This is a genomic window from Sphingobacterium sp. UBA1897 (genome assembly GCF_002337775.1).
Taxonomy (GTDB): domain Bacteria; phylum Bacteroidota; class Bacteroidia; order Sphingobacteriales; family Sphingobacteriaceae; genus Sphingobacterium; species Sphingobacterium siyangense.
Genome location: NZ_DDGR01000018.1, coordinates 285,777 through 304,888, shown reverse-complemented (window position 1 = coordinate 304,888; position 19,112 = coordinate 285,777). Strand labels below are relative to the sequence as shown.

Genomic DNA, 19,112 nt, shown 5'->3' with positions numbered 1-19,112 from the left:
GTTAATATTGTTAGTTATTGCTATTCAAAATCAGTATATAACAAATACTTCTTACGCATTTGTTTATAGTTTTTCAAGTCATCCGACCAGGAAGCGCGAATCTGTGCCTCGGATTTACCTGCAAGAATCTGCTTACGCAACTGATCAGTGCCTGCGAGCTTGTCAAAAAATTCAGGCCTCGCAAAGAAAGTCGATTTATCAGGCGTCTTTTGATAAAAATCCAGGACATATTTTAGTGTGAATTTTTGCTTTTCAGGATCCAGGGCACGTAGATCTATACCATAATTCGTCGCACCTTTCCCCTCCACATGCTTGGACATACCATGACGTTCACCCGGAGTAAACGTAAAGGAGCCGTACACCGGATTTGTATACCCCAAAACCTGGAATGGCCAATCCGTCCCACGCCCTACCGAAATATCAGTTCCTTCGAAAAGGCATAATGAAAGATACAATCGTACAGAAAGCTGATTGGGTAGACTTGGTGAAGGAATTACCGGCAAATCGTACATCGTTTTGTGATCCCAGTTTTGTACTTTTACAACCTGCACATCTGCCTGACGACCATTTTCCAACCAGTGTTCCCCATTGATCATCTGTGCCAACTCACCAATTGTCAAACCGTGGATCATTGCTATTTTATGCCAAGAAACATCGGATTTAAACTTATCGTCATGCCTTACTGGACCGTCGACCTGATCTCCATTCGGATTTGGGCGATCTAATACAATTAATTTTTTGTTATGCTTTGCACAAAGCTCCATCACACGATGTAAGGAAGTGATATAAGTGTAAAAACGCGCTCCGACATCCTGTAGATCGAAAATCATAACATCGATGGAATTGACAATCGAATCCTGTTTCTTATTTCCACCATATAATGTAAATAGTGGTAAACCTGTTTTCTGATCAATATCATTTCCAAACTTCTCGCCACGCTCTACATTACCACGGAAGCCATGCTCAGGAGCAAAGGCAAATTTTAAGTCAACTTTATTATCCATTAAAACATCAACGAGATGTTTTTTATCCGGCCCAACAATAGATGTCTGATTCCCCATCACCCCTACTTTTTTACCTTTTAATTGCGGTAGATACAAGGCTAACTGATCTGCTCCTGGCACAATAGCTTTGTTCGTTACATTACCAGAAATGCTGTTTCCGACTTTTTCATTAGTCTGAGCAGACTTCAACGAACTTCCACAAGAAATACAGGTGACAATCGCAACCAAAAAGGTCAAATTTAGTAAGGTAGTTTTCATCATAAATAGACTTTTAGCTCGTGCATAAATGCAGTTTTATGCATGAATAATTGAAAATCAGAATAAAAGTAAGTAGAACTTTTCGTTTTTAAAACTAAACTTGTCACAAAAACGCAAAAGAAAGTAAGTGTTCACTTATAGAATAAGCAAACAGAACTGTCAAAATTGATTAATAAACAATAAACAATTTGTTTTAAAAAAAATATGAAAAGCTAATTATCAGAACTTTACTATAAAACAAAACAAAGGATAAAGAAATAGAAAGTGTACAAATAACAATATATTGTAACATATAAGATACAATTAACACATCATTAACAACACAGCAAAATACAGCAAATCAGCAGGATCAATACGATTACCTTCCAATAAACAATAGCTATAAAATACATTCGCTCAACATCAGCTGTTAATCCGACAGGCATCAAAAAAAATATCACACCTTCCTAAGGGAGCGGATTCAATTTTAAGTCAGTCAAATTTTTTCTCAAGTTATTCATAAATTTATCTCCCGGATCATCTTTACCCGTGATATAATTGGGATCAGTTTCTTTCCACCAACTTGTTTTCTTAAAACGCTGATATTCATGATGACCCAATACAAATTCGATGGGATATTTTTTACTGAGATAGCGGATCAGTTCTTCATTAGCTTTTAGCTGCGCATCGGTCAACGGGTTCTGACGGCTACCTATATTCTCAATACCGATCGCGCAATAATTGAGACCTATCGTATGCCGCGCAAAAATAGAATCGGGCAGAAACTGGTAAATAGTCCCATCCCGATCAATGACAAATTGCGAAGACACGTTCAATGGACTGGCTTTGGTCAGTTCCGGACGCCCCGGAAGCCGTACGGGATTAAAGGTGTTAAAAGTTGCCTTTACACTGTTATTGGCCGTCCAATGTACCACCACCATTTTAGGATGGATAATCGGTGTTGACTGCGTCAGACCATGTCTATTTTTCAAATAATCCAAAGACAGCTGAATACGTTCTTGATTCCAAGTAATCGGTTTTTGAACAATCTTGGGTGATTGTGCAAATCCTACAGATGCCAACAGCAACGCAACAGCTGTCGTTAAATAATTAGTGAATTTCATACGTTAAAATTACAAAAACAAAGCCGTTAAAAAACGGCTTTGTACAATACATATTTTATATTATTCGGCAATATCCCACCATACTGGATAAGACCAAATATCATCACTTAAAGCATTAGGATGTGATGCCATTAGGCTTTGCGCATTGTAGTTGATCTCATGCGACACTTGTCTAACACGTCTAAATTGTTTACCATCGGGTATTTTAGTTTTCGCGGCCGCTGTAACCGTGTACTCATAGGGAACGCTCCAGCCAGGATATACATTAGCACTAAAATCATAACGTCGCATATCATTCCAGTTCTGTTGCGTAAAAGACATCGCTATAAACTTTTGTGTCATAATTTTCGGCAGTGTAATATCTGCAGCAGTTCCAATACCTTTATTGATAAATTCATCAATTTTACTTTGAGCCATTGGAGATTTGCTCTGATTGACGTTGCCATAAGTAGCCAACTTAAGATTCATTAAGTCAATATGCCCTTGTATAGCAGTTTTATAAGCAGCAAAAGCACCTGCCTTATCACCTTTTTTAAATAACACCTCCGCTTTAATAAAATTCATTTCAACAGATGTTAAGAGATGAGTCGGTGCATCGGGTCGCGAATAAAAAGTTCCACTTGCAGCAACAACACCGTCGTCCCATTTATAAATATCCGGTGTTTTCTCGGCCTTTGCATTCGAGGTGCTCCTAAACGAAACATATACGGTGTCACCCCAGCGGGCAGTGTTCGCTGAATTGATATACCAACTATGCGGAGCCACCGAACGATTATTACTTTCAATAGCAACATCTTTCGCGTTATATGAAGCCACAATAGGACCAGATTTCATACGGATATCAGACTGCATATCAACCCCTTTAGAACGTACCATTTTCTTCGGAATACCATATTCCGCCCATGGAATCAACTTATCTGCCCTCGGATCTTCGACATTTTTGTTATCAAAATTGGTCAATAAATTCTCATACCATTTGGTCACCAAAATATTGGAATTCATCCCCACATTATCATAAATAATGGAAGTCTTAACTGGATCTGCAAACAAAATATCGCCAAGATTATCCCCCTGTACGTCAACATGATTTACAATTGTACTTTCATTAATGGCTAATGGCGCATTATTTAATGCAGCCAAAATATCATCAGGCTTGTACAAACTTGATTTTTTCGATAAGTTATTTAACCAGCGCGCTTTTACTCCATAACACATCTTTATCCATTTCGAAACATCCCCACCGTTCCAGCTATCTCCCGCAGACAAAGCCGTCGCTGTGGCAGGTTGCTCCATCTTGAGATAAGCAATAGCTTCATCAATTTCCTTTAGGCAACCTTCAAAAATAGTTTTTCCATCATCAAATTTGGGGGTGATAACATCTCCCAATGCCTCTGTATAAGGCATTTCCCCATACCAATCTGTCATCAGCATAAAACCCATGGCACGAATTGCCTTCATCGCACCAATATAATGATAGGCATTTTCTGCTTTGGCTTTTGCCTCTAAATCAGAGAAATTGGCCCCTGCTCCTACAAAAAAGAACTGATAAGGTGTCGTCGACATCCCTGCAATGGGGTTCCAACCAGCAATCATACTGTTGGAAGCGGTACCATTCGTAAAACTCAACTGTTGTGTCACATAACCCGCACGCGCCCCAGCAGTACCTTGCGCATATAAATAATAATGCTGAATCCATGCCAATCGACTATCAACCGATGCTACCGTACTAGAAGGTGTATTGGGATCCACATTGATATCCAACCAACCCTTGCTACAGGAAGAAAGACTAGCCACCCCTATCAACAAAGCCAATAAATATTTTGATTTTTTCATAATGTGCTTAGAATTTTAAATTAACACCAAAAGTTACACCTGCAGTGCTCGGCACTCCATTATAATCAATACCAACAGAACTCGAACCTGTCACTCCCGATCCTGCTGCACTAGCTTCTGGATCCAATCCTTTATAATTAGTCAAAAGCCATAAATTCGTACCTGTCAGCGTCGCGGTCAACCCTTTAATAACTTTGGAAACATTAGATTTTTTAAGCAAAGAATTTCCGAAATCATAAGAAACGGAAACAGTGCGTAATCTCAGCCAATTGGTTTTCGTCATAAAATTGGCACTTTCTTTTATATAATGTACCCCCCAATAGTCTTGAATGATCTTTTTACCACTTGTTTGCGCCCCACTCACCAGATAAGATTCATTTGCATTGAATGTAAATGTTTTATCCTCATAAACTGGAGCTGCAGCTGTCCCAGTATTCACAACACCAGACAATGTCAATTCATCACGTTCCAATGTACGCATGCTCAACCCATTAAGTGTCATCGCATAATCTGTTCCGTTATAAATATCACCGCCAATACGATAGTCCAACAAAAATGAGAGGTTGAAATTTTTGTAGGTCAAACTATTATTTAAACCGCCAATTAATTTCGGCTCCCGATTACCGATATTATACGTCGTCGCATTATCACTAGTTGGCATACCTGTATTGGCATCAAGGATCAACTTACCATCCGGAGTGCGCGCATATTTTGATCCAGAAATACCCATAAAGCTTCCACCATTGAATGACGCAGCCTTAGCATTACCAACTTGCACATCCGTTACATAAAGAATGTCCACGCCAGAAATCAGGTTATCTACTGTCCCCTTATTCCGAGACATATTTAAGGTAACATCCCATTCAAAATTTTCTCTTTTTATAGGTTTACCCGTTAATGAGAGCTCCATACCTTTGTTGTAAATATCGCCCGCATTGACCGAGACAAAAATATAACCCACAGACTGCCCTAAACGTGGTGAAAGGATCTGATTATACGAATTATTGGTGTAATACGCGTAATCTACGCCCAATCGACCGTTTAAGAAACGTAGTTCAGCCCCAACTTCAAAAGATCCTGTAGTTTCTGGTTTAAGATTTGGATTCCCTTTTGTCCAGCTATTTCCTGTTCCAATAATTCCGCCTAGAGATTCTCTAGGTGTCCACAGATAGGTATTAGTAGCATATGGTGTAGCGTCCTTACCTACACGGGCCCAAGAGGCACGCAACTTACCAAAGCTCAGCCAATCTAGCCCTTTATCTTTCAACAGCTCCGTAAAAACAAAACTTCCTCCCACAGATGGATAAAAATAGGACTGATTTGCAACCGGAAGCGTGGATGTCCAGTCATTTCGACCGGTTACATTTAAGAAAAGGAAATTTTTATAGGAAGCCCGTAATTCACCATATAGGCCATATAACCTCTTCTTGGAGGTAACTTCATCAAAAAGCTTATTTGCTTTATCAATATTTCCAAAACTATAGAAGTTATTAACGACAAAATCATATCCCATCCTTCTATTTGTATTCACCTTGGTCTCTTCAGCAAAATAACCGACCATGGCCCCTAAATCAAAATCACCGATTTTCTTATTAAAGTTGGACATTAAATTGGAAGACCAATAGTTGAATTTCAAATCATTCTCAGACATCATACCGTTTTGCCAAAGTTGTTTAACAGCTCCGTTTTCGGCAATTAATGTAGAGTTTTTAGTTAAATAACTATCCATCCCAACACGATAAGATACATTCCACCAATCGAAAATATTCATATTGGCATTAATACTTCCTGTGATCCTTTCTGTATTATCGGTTAATTTATTTCTATTTATCGTCCAATAAGGGTTTTCAACATCATCCTGAAGTTCCTGCAAACCTTCGAACATCCGATATTTGGTTCCATCATCATTCAGATATTTCTTCATATCATCACTTCTCGACCAGCCGTAAACTGAAGAAATTGCTCCAGCTCCCCCAGAACCATACAGCCCCGCCGAAGTTAAAGTCTTATCGGTATTGGCTAAAGTATAGGCCACATTGGCTCCTACACTTAATTTCCCGAATTTTTGATCACCATTAAAGCGAAAAGCCGTTTTTCCATAACCAGTTTCTGGGATAATACCCTGCTGATCAAAACGAGATCCTGACAAATAAAAAGATCCATTCTTATTTCCCCCGGTAACATTGACTGTATTGTCAAAAACGGTAGCCGTCCGAAAAAAGTCCCCAACATTATCATAAACTTCTTCCCCTGGCTTGAAAGCTTCTCCCCAAGATTGTGTTGTATAGTTATCTAAAGTCCCAGCGCTGTTATAGTACCCACGCTTGTACTTACCTTGTTGTTCAGGCAAACGATTAGCCCAATTTGCAGAAAAACGACTCGAAAAGCCTATTTCAACACGCCCTTCACTACCACGTTTCGTCGTAATAACAACCGCTCCAGCCGCTGCACGTGAGCCATATAACGCCGCTGCTGCAGGGCCTTTTAACACAGAAACATTTTCAATATCTTCCGGATTAATATCCATGACACGGTTGCTATTGGAAGTTGACGTAGCCTGCATTCCATCAAATCCACTATTCCCTCCAATGGGTGTTGAATTATCGTAGATAATACCGTCGACAACAAATAAAGGTTGGTTATCCCGCTCTAGCGAAGTACCACCGCGAAGGATAATCTGCGCACCTGCACCTGCTGCTCCCGAAGATTGTGTTACGTTTACCCCCGCAATCTTACCGGCCAATGAATTGACCACGTTGGCGGTCTTATTCTTCATCAACTCATCCGATTTAATATCCTGAACGGCATAACCGAGTGCTTTTTTTTCCTTCTTAATTCCCATTGCCGTCACAACCACCTCTTCAAGCGCCTCCTCACTGCCAGAAAGCGCAACATTGATCGTTGCATTTGTCCCGACTAATTGTTGTCTTTCTTGAGAGCCCACGGCTCTAAAAATCAAAATATCACCTGGCTCTGCATTGATGGTAAAACTTCCATCGGGCTTGGTTTGTGTACTGACAGATTTACCTTTGATGCTCACGGTTACATTAGGCATTGTACCACCATCAGAGGCATTCGTCACTTTACCCGTTACAGTTTTGGTCTGTGCCCATAAACTGGTTGACAGCATCACCCCTGAACAGAATAAGAGAAATTTTTTATTCATGGTTTTTAGTTAGTTGTTAATAATTTTCCATAACGGGCGGTTCCAACCCTAGGTTTATATCAATTACTACACAATAGTATGAAAAGCTTCCTATTTTTGCAAGCTTATGCGTAATTATTTGAAAAAGAAATAACAATAAACACATTAACGCACAATCTGACAACAAAAAAGCCATCAATCCACATGAAAACAGATGCAAAAACGCACAGCACAGCAAAATAAAAACAAAAACATCTTATAAAAGCATTTAGCAAGACCTTTTCACCGCATTTAAGAGCAAAAAACAAACATTAGCACAACAAAACCACCAACAGCATGCATCATCCAACACACAACAGCGTGCTTATGCAAGGAATTATTCGATTTACACCGCCACTTTAAACTAATTAATAGCTATTGTATTCGGATATTACCCGGCTCTTCTTCCGTCTTTCTTCGGTGCTTCTTCGGTGCTTCTTCGGTGCTTCTTCGGTCTCTACCGAATAAAGTCCGACTAAGTTCCGTTTAAGCTTCGTTGTAATTCCGAAAAAAAATCGAACCTAATATTGACCAATACCTATTTATTTTGTAACTTAAAGAAAAATCAATAGCAATTAACTTAATATTATGGCAGTCATTAAAAACGGTGCCAATGGCACGCTTTCGGGCAAAGCAGGATCAGTCGTGTTTGTTACCAATGGAAATACAACCTATGCAAGGAGCCTACCAAAGAAAACCAGAAAAAAACCTTCTGCAGATCAAATTCAATCAAGGTCGCGTTTTTCCCTCATCCAGAAATTCATCTCTCCAATGCTAGGCTTATTAAGGATCGGATTTAAAAACTATAACCCCGATAAAAAGGCCTATAGTAACGCCATGTCCTACAATCTCAATCATGCGATAGAAAAAACCGCAACTGGCCATGCCATCAATTATGAAAACTTTCGCGTGAGTAAAGGGACCCCCAATCCGATTTCCACCTACACATTTCAGGTAGATAAAGAGACAAAAACATTTACACTCACCTGGGAATATGACGCAAATACCGCATCGCAATATGACATTAGCTCAAGTAATTGTCGTTTGCTGTTATACAATCCCGATGAGTGCGCTTTCACAAATGAAAGCATGAATCCCCTGACGCATAAAACACAGACAGCCACCCTAACCCGACAGCAGACCGTCGGCAACTACCATGTCTATGTATTTTTCTACAAAACAGACGGAAGCGATGAATGCACAGACAGTAAATATCTAGGAACATTTGAATGGTAAGAAAGGGAAGAAGACCTAAGAGCTCAGACTGATCTTCACATCAAAATGCGCTGTGATATAAGCTTGCTGCTCGGCAGAGTCCGTTTCCAGATCGTGAATAGCGCGATCCCTTTCTTTGTCGACCTCCATCTTCACCACACAGCGGTAGAAACGAAATACATCTTTTTCGGTCTCCAATATTAACCTTGGCACCCGGGCAGGCTTGCCTGTTTCATCTTTTGCCACCATCGTAAAGTAAGAGGAATTACAATGCTTGGTTTCACCCGTCTGAATATTCATGGCTTCGACCCGAATACCGACTTCCATGGAAGAGTTACCTACATAATTCACAGAAGCGATCAATGTCACCAATTCACCCACCTCAATAGGCTTCAAAAAATCAACCTTGCCAACTGACGCCGTTACACAATAATGTGCAGAAAATTTGGACGCCACAGCAAATGCGATCTGATCCATCAATGATAAAATATATCCGCCGTGTATTTTACCACCAAAATTAGCATTCGAGGGCAACATCAGCTGTGACATCCGGATCACAGAGTCGCTTACTGTTTTATAGATTTCTTCCATACCTATAAATTTACCTTGCATAGATTACAATTCAAAACAAAAAAGGGATATCTAAAATTCAGATATCCCTTTTTTTAAGTGTTGATGATACAACAACTCGTTATTTTATCTTCTCAGCGGCATAAGGCCCTTCGTTGCTCAGGCGGTCAACAGCCTTTACCGCAACATACTGCAGCTTTTTGTTGTTCAATGTCGCTGGAATGTCCTTACTTGTAACCCCCGGATCCAGAATCTCATATTGCCATACCCCACCGTAGTTGAGATATAGTACCCATTTTGAAACCTGATCAATTTGCTGGTGCTGCCATTTCGCAAAGATATTGCCCCCTTGAGGAGTCAGTAGCAAAGTCGGTTTCAACAAAGGATTTGCATTCAGCCAAGGACTTGTTGGCACCAATGCTTTCACCTGATAAGGACCATTCACCAAAGCTTGTGTCATGGCCGGGTTTTTGGTCAGTCCCGCCAAACTCCAGTGGATTACACCTTCTCGGTTATCAGGCAATAGTGTCCGTGCTGCCTCCACTTGATTCACAATTTCCTGAACATACTCCGGACCACGTCTGCCAACCGTATTGATGCCCGGCCAAAGGTGGCGTCCCAATGTATTTTCACTTTCCCACCATTTTAACAAAGCCGTATAACTCTGTTTGGCTGGCTGTATAGGCCAATACAACTGCGGAGCAAAATAGTCTATCCAGCCTTTGTTCAACCATAATTTAGCATCTGCATAAAGCATATCATACTGGCTAGACCCCTGAATTCCTGACGGATAACCGGGTTTCCAGATACCAAAGGGACTGATACCGAATTTCACAAAATTCTTCTCTTTCTTAATATCCTTATAAATACGTTCGATAAAGGTATTTACACTATTTCTACGGAAGTCTCCGCGTGATAGATCCCCACCATTACGTTTGTATTCATTGTAACTATCTGAATCCGGAAAATCCTGGCCACCATTATATTCCGCATAAGGATAGAAATAATCGTCGAAATGCACACCATCGATATCATAACGTTTGACAATATCCATAACTACGCGCGCTGCGTGGTCCTGTGTAGATTTTTTGGATGGATCAAACCAATAATAGCCCTGTTTCAATTTAACAACCGACTCGGGCATTTTGCGCGCCATGGAAGCTGAAGTAACCGCACCGCCAGCGGTATGGTGAGCACGATAGGGGTTCAACCAAACATGAAGCTCAATCCCTCTTTTATGCGCCTGCTCAACCCAAAAATCAAGCGGATCGTAATAAGGAGAAGGTGCTTGCCCCTCTGTACCGGTCAGAAAGTACGACCAAGGCTCAAGATCACTTTTATAAAATGCATCTGCTGATGGGCGTACCTGAAAAACAACCGCATTAAAATTATTATTTTTCAAAAAATCCAAAATGCCGATCGCTTCCTGCTGCTGCTCGGCCGTACTCAGGTTGTTTTTGCTCGGCCAATTGATATTCGCAACAGAGGCCACCCAAGCTGCGCGAAACTCGCGCGGTAACACAGGAAGATCGACAACGATTTCCTTCTTCTTTTCTGCAACTGGCTGTTCTTTTGTTTCAATTGTATTTTTCACCCGTTCGCGCTTGGGTACCGAAGGCGGATCTTTTTTTACAATTTCGACATTTGTAGTTGTGGTATTAACAGGCTCCTGTTTTTTATTTTTCTTGGATGAACAAGAAGATAAAACAAAAAGTGCTGTCGCTAAAAATAATAGGGAACGTTTCATCAATCTATAGAATAGTGTTTTTTCAAAAATAACTAACGAAGATACGGATAATATTAGTCAATCTCGGCCTGTCGGTCAATCTTCTCCGAAATGGATCAGCGCTTTAACTCTCCTTTGAAGATCACCTGCTCCAGCTTAAAGTCGTCATTAAAGACAATAACATTCGCCATACTTCCATGATTGAGATTTCCGATATCTCCTCTATTTAAAAGATTTGCGGGATACAGCGTTGCCATTCGGATCGCTTCATCGCGTGGTATCCCCACCTTTTGCACGGCATTTTTCACCCCTTCGAGCAAGGAGATTGCAGCCCCTGAAATGGTACCATCAGGTAAAGCATAATATCCATCGTTCAACACATGCTGATAAATATCTTTATCGCAACTGGCAACAGCATCAGTAATCATAAACAGCCGCTCACCCATCTGACGTTTCGCAATTTTTACCGCTTCAAAGCTTACATGATGTCCGTCGACAATAATACTTGCCTGTGCAGTCGGATGATTAAAAATTGCACCGACCAACCCAACTTCGCGATGATGTAAAGGCGACATTGCATTAAACAGGTGGGTGCTTGTTGGAATCCCCAAATCATAGCCGTGCGTACCTTCCTCAAAAGTTGCATCACTATGTCCAGCACTGAGCAGCAAATTATAGCCCTGCAAATACTTTAAGACATCGTCCGTTATACATTCAGGCGCTATCGTCATCATCTTGACAACCTGATTTCCGGCCAAAAGATCGTCAATCTTTTCCTTCGTAGGCTCGATAATTAATTCCGCAGGATGCGCACCCCGTTTTTTAGGATTTAAGAAAGGACCTTCCAAATGTAGCCCTAAAAATGCATCATGCCGGAAGCCTTCTGCCACGCGAATGGCATCCTTAAATACAGGGATGGTATTGGTCGCCAGGGTCATCATAAAAGAAGTCGTGCCTTTATTGACCAAGCCCTCGGCGATACGTTCCAAAGAGGCTACACTACGCTCGGCGGAATACAAGTCCGATCCGTCACCATACAATTGAAGGTCAATCAGCCCAGCACAAACAGTAGACCCGTTAACTGGATAACTGGTATAATCTGCAGGCACCTCCTGATCATTGACAATCGCTACAATTTTACCTTCGCTGATCAGCAATGCTTTTTGTTCCAAAATCGACTCACCAGTGTATATTCTGCCACCAATTAATGCTATCTTATTCATATAAATTCTATTTCATTACCAAGTTACCAAAATTCAAAAAAAACCTGTCACTTGTACAAGATTTTGTTTTATCGTCTACCGAGAGTTCTTTCAAAGTTTTTGATCTTTTCATTTTCACTTTCTAATTTACTGTTGTAACTTAGTTCCATGTACTTTTTTAGAAAGCGTAACGCAGATCGCCCGACGAATGGAAATATAAAAGCCATGCATATTATTAATGCAACGGCCATAATTGTCTTTTTATTGGGCCTGATCTACAAAATATTTTTTACATCCTAAACACTGTTATCCATGTCAAAAAAAGAAATCTTAAATACCGACAAAGCTCCTGCTGCAATTGGCCCCTATAATCAGGCTATCAAAGCCGGTAATACATTATATGTCTCTGGACAAATTCCATTGATTCCCGAAACAATGGAGTTAATTTCATCGGGTGTGAAAGACGAAGCGCACCAGGTGCTGAAAAATGTAGAAGCTATCCTGACACATGCGGGATATACTTTTGAAGATGTTGTCAAAGCTTCGATTTTCTTAAGTGATATGGGCAATTTTGCATTAGTCAATGAAGTATATGCGGAATATTTTAAAGAAGCGCAGCCTGCACGCGAGTGTGTTGCGGTCAAAACTCTTCCCAAGAACGTCAATGTCGAAATTTCAGTCATTGCCTGGAAAGATTAATCCGTGGAAAATAGCAACGAAACAACAAGCCGCGGAAAATATCTTTTCGCGGCTTTTTTGGCCCCTTTTATCTGGGGGTTTATGTCTATCCCTGTACGCTGGATACGTGGCTATCCGGCCGAGGATATTCTGTATTTTAGAATAATAACGGCGCTCCTGATCCTCTGGATATACCTGCTGTTGTTTCGAAGAAAAACTATGCAAGCTGATATTCGGAAGTTCCAACTTCTACCTCGGGTGGGCAAGCTTCGCCAGACCTGCCTTACCCTGCTCGCGTCGGCGTTCATCTTTGGAAACTGGTTTACCTATATCTATGCGGTCAACCACATCAGCATTCAGTCTGCGGCATTGGCCTACCTGACCTGCCCCTTGATCACTGCGGCGGGAGCCTATCTCATACTCAAGGAGAAGCTAACGAGCTGGCAAAAAACAGCACTTTTTATTGCTTTTGGCAGCGTTTGCCTTCTTGCAAAAGGTTCGTTACATGATGTCCTCTGGGCTATTACTATTGCCTCCTGCTACGCTTTTTATCTGATCGTACAACGGGTATCTACGGGTTTCGATAAACTCAATCAATTGGTGATCCAGCTCAGTATATGTGCATTGTTTGTGATTCCCAAACTGATCTACAATCATCATATAATTCCGGCAGAACCCCTATTTTGGTGCACCATAGTTCTTATCGCATCGCTATTTACGATTATCCCCCTTTTCCTGAGCATGTATGCACTCGTTGGCATTTCATCAACAACGACTGGCGTTCTGCTCTATATTAATCCGCTGATCGCATTTACTTTGGCCGCGACCTATTTCCGAGAACCCGTTTCTCCAATAAAATATATTGCTTACGGAATCATACTTGTTGCAATTATCCTTTTTAATATCAAAAACATCAAGGAGTCAGTATCCACATCGAAGACGCATGCAAAACAATAGATCATTTATTATTTTCAATGAACCCTTAAATCAAGTACACTGTCTGAAATTAAACAGATTACATCTTTCGGATGATGCAAGACAATGCCGCGATCTCTACTTAAAAAAATGACAAAACATATAACAAAATAATTATCAAGGCTTTAAAAGCAAAAAACACCTTATATGTATCATTTTTGTTTCATAAAATTTTTGATTTTTCCTCAACTATAGTAAATTAGATCTTTATTAAGGAAAATCACACCGCTTTTTCTTCCTATAACTAGGTATTGAATAGCATACACACTATTACAAATAATCACTTATTTTGCCCCCCGATTATTCAATATCTTCTCTTCTAACCAAAATGCTAAATGGAATTAGCCCATTTTCATTAAAAATTTCACCGTTATGAAAATATGTATATAAAAAACTGAATATAACACATATACTATATGAATAACAAATTATACTCTACATTAAGGGTGTTAGGTATTGTTCCAACAATGCTTTTTTCAGCATCTTTATTGCACGCGCAAACCAACCAGGTAAAGGGAACGGTTGTAGACGCTAAAACCAAAGCTCCTATTCCAGGTGCCACAATCAAAGTATTGGGCACATCCAACGCAAGTTCTACGGATGGTAAAGGTGCATTTCAGATCAATGTCGACGATAAAAACCGCATACTGAACATCAGTACGGTCGGTTACGAAAATAAAACAGTCACATTGGGCCCTGGAGAAACGACAGTAACGGTGAGTTTGGAAGAACAAACCCAACAACTGGAAAGTGTGGTCGTTACTGCTTTGGGTATTAGCCGTGCACAAAAATCATTAACATACTCTACACAACAGGTCAGTGGTGACGAATTAAACAAAGTTAAAAGCACCAACTTGGCGAATAATTTAAACGGTAAAGTCGCCGGTGTTAACATTGCTTCCAGCTCTTCTGGACCGGGTGGTTCGGCAAAAGTTATTTTGCGTGGTAACAAATCGGCTTCCGGCAACAACCAGGTACTTTATGTTGTCGATGGGGTTCCAATCAATAACCAGACATTGGCAAGCCAGCCAGACAACGTTTTCGGTGGACAGCGCGATGGTGGTGACCCTATTTCATTGATCAACCCAGAAGATATCGAAAACATCTCTGTATTAAAAGGAGCATCTGCGGCGGCATTATATGGTAGCCAAGCGGCCAACGGCGTTATCTTGGTGACAACAAAATCAGGTAAACAAGGCCGTACAACGATCAACTTCTCGTCAAGTGCACAGATCGAACAAGCTGTATCTACACCTAAATTCCAAAACCAATATGGCCAAGGTTCGGGTGGTAAAAACAGTAACACCAGTGTATTTAGCTGGGGCGACAAAACCAATGGCGCCAACTATGATAACGTAGGTGAATTTTTCCGCACAGGTAGCAACTTCACCAATTCATTGACATTGTCCGGAGGTAACGAAAAAAATCAAACATACTTCTCTTATGCAAATACGCTTGCAAAAGGTATTCTTCCAGAAAATGACCTGATGCGTCACAATTTCAACCTTAAGGAGAGTGCTTCATTTTTTGATAATAAGTTAACCGTTGAAGGTAGTGCCAATTACATTACCCAAAAATTGGATAATGCGCCTACTTCAGGATTTTATTACAACCCATTGGTTGGAACCTACCTATTACCTCGAAGCTTAAATATTGCGGATTATAAAAATTTCGAAACCTTCAACACAGGCCGTAATCTTTATGATCAAAACTGGTTTACTCTTTCGGACGACGAAACTACTCAACAAAATCCTTGGTGGATCATGAACCGTAATTCAACGCGTTCAACACGTAATCGTTTACTCTTGAATGGTAGTGCGAAATACAAAATCGCACCTTGGATCAGCGTACAGGCCCGTGGTAGTGTAGACCGTACCAGCGAAGTATGGGATCGGAAAGCTTATGCCGGCACACAACACATTTTAGCGCGTGAAAATGGGGCTTATAGCTATACAAATACCACGATCACCCAACAATATGGTGATTTAACCGCCAACATGAATTTTAATATTGGCGATAAACTACAGATCACCGGATTGGTTGGAACGAGTATCACCGATTGGAAAACGGAAGGTACAGACTTCAACACCGGTAAAGATGGTTTGAAAGTTCCCAACCAGTTCTTTATCCAAAATACGACAACTCCGGTCACTTCGACACTATCTGCAAACCGAAGACAATTACAATCGGTATTTGCATCGGCTAACTTAGCCTATGACAACTGGATTTATTTGGATTTGACTTCACGTTGGGATTGGTCGAGCACATTGGCCTATACACCGCAAAATCCATACGCTTATCCATCGGTTGGCTTGGGCGTCGTATTGAACGACAAACTTAATCTTCCCGAATTTGTGAATATGGCCAAAATCCGTGGTTCCTATGCAAAAGTCGGAAATGATCTTCCGCCTTATACCACATTGCTTACCAACCGGGTAGATCCTTATGCGGTGCTAACGGTAAATGATATTGCCTTCTTGAAAGAATTAAAGCCAGAGAAAACAGCTTCTTTGGAGATTGGTACAGAATGGCGCATGTGGAATAACCGTTTGAATGTTGACGTTACGTATTACAAAACAAACACCACAAATCAATTTTTCAAAATTGCAGCTGGAAATGCATCCCTCAATAACATGTATGCGGTTAATGCCGGAGACATTCAAAATCAAGGGGTAGAAGCATTGGTATCACTGGATGCGATCAAAAATGACGATTTCAAATGGACGACCAGCCTCAACTTTACGTACAATAAAAACAAAATTGTAAAACTTGCTGACGGTATTTCTGAATTTACATTAACAGGTGAGGGACGTAATAATTTTGCATCCAAATTGCAAGTTGGTGGTTCTTTCGGAGACATCTATGGTCAAGATTTTGTACGTGACGAACAAGGAAGGATTCTTATTTCCGAGGACGGTATTCCACAGAAGAACAACACCTACACCAAACTTGGGAATTCAAACCCCATTTGGCAGATGGGCTGGAACAACAGTTTCAATTATAAAAATTTCAACTTAAGCTTCTTGATCGACGGTAAATTTGACTACCAAGTGATGTCCGTGACACAAGCATTGCTTGACGGTTACGGCGTCTCTAAAGCTAGTGGCGATGCTCGTGCCAATGGAGGTGTCAGTATCAATGGGGTTACACCAAGCGGTAAAGCCGTAACAACAGTGGACGCCGAAAAATGGTACACTTCTACGGCTGGTATGGGCCCTGTTAGCAGCCAATATATTTACGACGGAACGGTGGTGAGATTGCGTGAATTGACTTTCGGTTATGACTTCAATATTAAAGACAGTTTCTTCAAAAAACTTCGCGTAAATGCTGTCGGAAGAAACCTATTCTATATTTCGAAAAAGGCTCCTTTCGATCCTGAAGTAACGATGTCTACAGGTAATTCCTTAAGTGGTGTGGACATCTTTATGATGCCGGCAACGCGTAACTACGGTCTTACACTAAATGCAACTTTCTAAACGGCCAACAATGAAATATCCACCGCTAAAAAACACCTATATCGGTAAACATGGCGAGGGTATTTTATATAGTCTTAAAATACAAACGATTAAAAGATGAAATTTAACATAAAAAACATATCCAAGTTCTCACTCGCTTTTTTAATGCTTGGCGGCACCTTAAGTAGTTGCACCAAGAATTTTGAGGACTATAACAAAAATAACATTGGCGTTACGGATGAGGATTTAAAAGGTGATGGCCAAGATCTTGTCATTTTCTTGCGAAATGCACAGATGTCTATCTACAATTTCTCAGGCGCAGGCGATCCCAACTCTTATCAAGTACAACAGAATCTGAACGCGGATGTATTTTCAGGTTTCTTCATGTCTCCTACGCCTTTTAATAGTGGACAGAACAACCTGAATTATGCCATGGTGAACGGCTGGAATGGAGAACCGTTTAAAGTACTCTATCTGAATGTCATCAAATCCATTGAAAAATTAAAAAGCAATGGACTTGCAGAAACCTATCCTGCATTATGGGGTTCGGCTTTGGTGATCAAAGTAGAAGCTGCCAGCCGGGTGACAGATATCTATGGTCCTATCCCATATAGTAAAGTAGGCACCTCCAATACTGTTCCATACGACAAACAATCCGATGTATATGCTGCTTTCTTCAAAGAGCTTGATGAGGCTGTAACAGCATTGAAATCGTACAAAGCAGATAGTCCAATGGCTGCCAAAATTGACCAGATCGATCTTGTATTTCCGAATACAGATAATCAGGTTAGATTTAAAAATTGGTTGAAAATTGCCAATTCATTGCGCCTTCGTTTAGCGATGCGTTTGGTTAAAATCGATGCGACGTTAGCGAAAACACAGGCTGAGAAAGCATTGGATCCGGCAAATGGTGGTGTCTTGGAAAGCAATAGCGAAAACTTCAAGATCACTGTACCTGCAGATGGAACCTACAGCAATCCACTTTGGTTTATTTCCAAAAACTGGGCCGATACCCGCATCAATGCGACGCTTTCGTCTTATATGACAGGATTGAATGACCCGCGTATCTCCAAATACATGGCACCTGTCATTAAAGATGCAACCACAACAGCTTTCGCCGGTAAATACATTGGAATCCGTACGGGTGCTGATGGTATCGAAAAGGATAAATACCAAAAACTATCCGCTTTGAATACCGAAGGTACAACGCCTACTTTCGTAGCGACAACAGCACCGATATTAATGACTGCTGCTGAGGTTTACTTCCTACGTGCCGAAGCGGCATTGAGAGGTTGGAACAATGCTGGCGGAACAGCGCAATCACTTTATGAAAAAGGAGTGGAAACTTCCTTTACGCAATGGGGTGTAACTTCTGGTTTAAGCACTTACCTAAATGATAATACAAGTAAGGCAGCAGCTTACGAGGATCCGTTCAATGCGAAGAATAATGCAGAATCCCCAAGTGCTCTTACAATCAAATGGAATGAGGGCGCTACCAACGAAGAAAAATTGGAACGTATTATCACACAAAAATGGTTGGCGATCTTCCCTGAAGGACAAGAGGCTTGGAGTGAATTCCGCCGTACAGGATATCCACGTCTATTCCCAGTTGTTGTCAACAATAGCGGTGGACTGATCGATACTAAAATACAGATCCGCCGTTTACCGTTCCCACAAAATGAATACAATACAAATGCAGCCGAAGTACAATCTGCAATCTCCTTGTTGGGCGGACCTGACAACGGCGGTACCAGACTTTGGTGGGATGTAAATAAGGGTAATTTCTAATCGAGAAATGATCCGAAATAAATCTTAAACGGGGCTGTCCAAAACGATTGGACAGCCCTGTTTTTATGCAATTAATATCTATCCTCCAGCTTTAACCAAGTCTCTTCTCTTCTCTTCTCTT

At 40.8% G+C, this 19,112-nt stretch carries 13 protein-coding genes; 6 read left to right on the top strand and 7 right to left on the bottom strand.

What is annotated here, in order from left to right:
* Window positions 1-20 precede the first annotated feature (20 nt).
* The 4 genes from B4N43_RS09575 to B4N43_RS09560 form a co-directional block, all read right to left on the bottom strand.
* Window positions 21-1,265: an exo-beta-N-acetylmuramidase NamZ family protein gene (locus B4N43_RS09575; protein ID WP_286734365.1), complete on the bottom strand. Its 1,245-nt coding sequence runs from the start codon at window positions 1,263-1,265 to the stop codon at window positions 21-23.
* 443 nt (window positions 1,266-1,708) lie between these two features.
* Window positions 1,709-2,365: an N-acetylmuramoyl-L-alanine amidase gene (locus tag B4N43_RS09570; protein WP_088163220.1), complete on the bottom strand. Its 657-nt coding sequence runs from the start codon at window positions 2,363-2,365 to the stop codon at window positions 1,709-1,711.
* Window positions 2,366-2,425: 60 nt separating this feature from the next.
* The gene (locus B4N43_RS09565; protein ID WP_075994490.1) at window positions 2,426-4,198 is read right to left on the bottom strand and encodes a SusD/RagB family nutrient-binding outer membrane lipoprotein; all 1,773 of its coding nucleotides are present in this window, start codon (window positions 4,196-4,198) and stop codon (window positions 2,426-2,428) included.
* Window positions 4,199-4,205: 7 nt separating this feature from the next.
* Window positions 4,206-7,364 (bottom strand): SusC/RagA family TonB-linked outer membrane protein, encoded by a 3,159-nt coding sequence (locus tag B4N43_RS09560; RefSeq protein WP_088163223.1) that lies wholly within the window; start codon window positions 7,362-7,364, stop codon window positions 4,206-4,208.
* 606 nt (window positions 7,365-7,970) lie between these two features.
* Here B4N43_RS09560 and B4N43_RS09555 point away from each other — a divergent pair.
* Window positions 7,971-8,618 carry a DUF6266 family protein gene (locus tag B4N43_RS09555; protein ID WP_075994491.1) on the top strand — a complete coding sequence of 216 codons (648 nt, stop codon included), beginning with the start codon at window positions 7,971-7,973 and terminating at the stop codon, window positions 8,616-8,618.
* A 15-nt stretch (window positions 8,619-8,633) separates the two neighbouring features.
* Here the strand turns inward: B4N43_RS09555 and B4N43_RS09550 are convergent, their stop codons facing one another.
* From B4N43_RS09550 to nagA, 3 genes are all read right to left on the bottom strand, one after another.
* Window positions 8,634-9,209, bottom strand: coding sequence for an acyl-CoA thioesterase (locus B4N43_RS09550; protein WP_286734360.1), 576 nt, complete (start codon window positions 9,207-9,209; stop codon window positions 8,634-8,636).
* 79 nt (window positions 9,210-9,288) lie between these two features.
* Window positions 9,289-10,914: a glycoside hydrolase family 10 protein gene (locus B4N43_RS09545; RefSeq protein ID WP_286734359.1), complete on the bottom strand. Its 1,626-nt coding sequence runs from the start codon at window positions 10,912-10,914 to the stop codon at window positions 9,289-9,291.
* Window positions 10,915-11,009: 95 nt separating this feature from the next.
* Window positions 11,010-12,116, bottom strand: coding sequence for an N-acetylglucosamine-6-phosphate deacetylase (gene nagA / locus B4N43_RS09540; protein WP_286734358.1), 1,107 nt, complete (start codon window positions 12,114-12,116; stop codon window positions 11,010-11,012).
* Between the two features lie 147 nt (window positions 12,117-12,263).
* Between nagA and B4N43_RS25430 the strand changes: the two genes are divergently transcribed.
* The 5 genes from B4N43_RS25430 to B4N43_RS09520 all read left to right on the top strand — a co-directional run bounded on the left by B4N43_RS25430 (window position 12,264) and on the right by B4N43_RS09520 (window position 18,991).
* Window positions 12,264-12,395: a DUF6728 family protein gene (locus B4N43_RS25430; protein WP_312459393.1), complete on the top strand. Its 132-nt coding sequence runs from the start codon at window positions 12,264-12,266 to the stop codon at window positions 12,393-12,395.
* Between the two features lie 12 nt (window positions 12,396-12,407).
* Window positions 12,408-12,794 carry a RidA family protein gene (locus B4N43_RS09535; protein WP_075994494.1) on the top strand — a complete coding sequence of 129 codons (387 nt, stop codon included), beginning with the start codon at window positions 12,408-12,410 and terminating at the stop codon, window positions 12,792-12,794.
* Between the two features lie 3 nt (window positions 12,795-12,797).
* Window positions 12,798-13,730 carry an EamA family transporter gene (locus B4N43_RS09530; protein WP_286734357.1) on the top strand — a complete coding sequence of 311 codons (933 nt, stop codon included), beginning with the start codon at window positions 12,798-12,800 and terminating at the stop codon, window positions 13,728-13,730.
* 434 nt (window positions 13,731-14,164) lie between these two features.
* Window positions 14,165-17,224 (top strand): SusC/RagA family TonB-linked outer membrane protein, encoded by a 3,060-nt coding sequence (locus tag B4N43_RS09525; protein ID WP_248932684.1) that lies wholly within the window; start codon window positions 14,165-14,167, stop codon window positions 17,222-17,224.
* 96 nt (window positions 17,225-17,320) lie between these two features.
* Window positions 17,321-18,991: a RagB/SusD family nutrient uptake outer membrane protein gene (locus tag B4N43_RS09520; RefSeq protein WP_248932685.1), complete on the top strand. Its 1,671-nt coding sequence runs from the start codon at window positions 17,321-17,323 to the stop codon at window positions 18,989-18,991.
* Window positions 18,992-19,112: the final 121 nt, after the last annotated feature.

Bases quoted from the DNA above. Each gene is read 5' to 3' on its own strand.
- B4N43_RS09575 (WP_286734365.1), bottom strand. From the start codon at position 1,265: ATGATGAAAACTACCTTACTAAATTTGACCTTTTTGGTTGCGATTGTC.
- B4N43_RS09570 (WP_088163220.1), bottom strand. From the start codon at position 2,365: ATGAAATTCACTAATTATTTAACGACAGCTGTTGCGTTGCTGTTGGCA.
- B4N43_RS09565 (WP_075994490.1), bottom strand. From the start codon at position 4,198: ATGAAAAAATCAAAATATTTATTGGCTTTGTTGATAGGGGTGGCTAGT.
- B4N43_RS09560 (WP_088163223.1), bottom strand. From the start codon at position 7,364: ATGAATAAAAAATTTCTCTTATTCTGTTCAGGGGTGATGCTGTCAACC.
- B4N43_RS09555 (WP_075994491.1), top strand. From the start codon at position 7,971: ATGGCAGTCATTAAAAACGGTGCCAATGGCACGCTTTCGGGCAAAGCA.
- B4N43_RS09550 (WP_286734360.1), bottom strand. From the start codon at position 9,209: ATGCAAGGTAAATTTATAGGTATGGAAGAAATCTATAAAACAGTAAGC.
- B4N43_RS09545 (WP_286734359.1), bottom strand. From the start codon at position 10,914: ATGAAACGTTCCCTATTATTTTTAGCGACAGCACTTTTTGTTTTATCT.
- nagA (WP_286734358.1), bottom strand. From the start codon at position 12,116: ATGAATAAGATAGCATTAATTGGTGGCAGAATATACACTGGTGAGTCG.
- B4N43_RS25430 (WP_312459393.1), top strand. From the start codon at position 12,264: ATGTACTTTTTTAGAAAGCGTAACGCAGATCGCCCGACGAATGGAAAT.
- B4N43_RS09535 (WP_075994494.1), top strand. From the start codon at position 12,408: ATGTCAAAAAAAGAAATCTTAAATACCGACAAAGCTCCTGCTGCAATT.
- B4N43_RS09525 (WP_248932684.1), top strand. From the start codon at position 14,165: ATGAATAACAAATTATACTCTACATTAAGGGTGTTAGGTATTGTTCCA.
- B4N43_RS09520 (WP_248932685.1), top strand. From the start codon at position 17,321: ATGAAATTTAACATAAAAAACATATCCAAGTTCTCACTCGCTTTTTTA.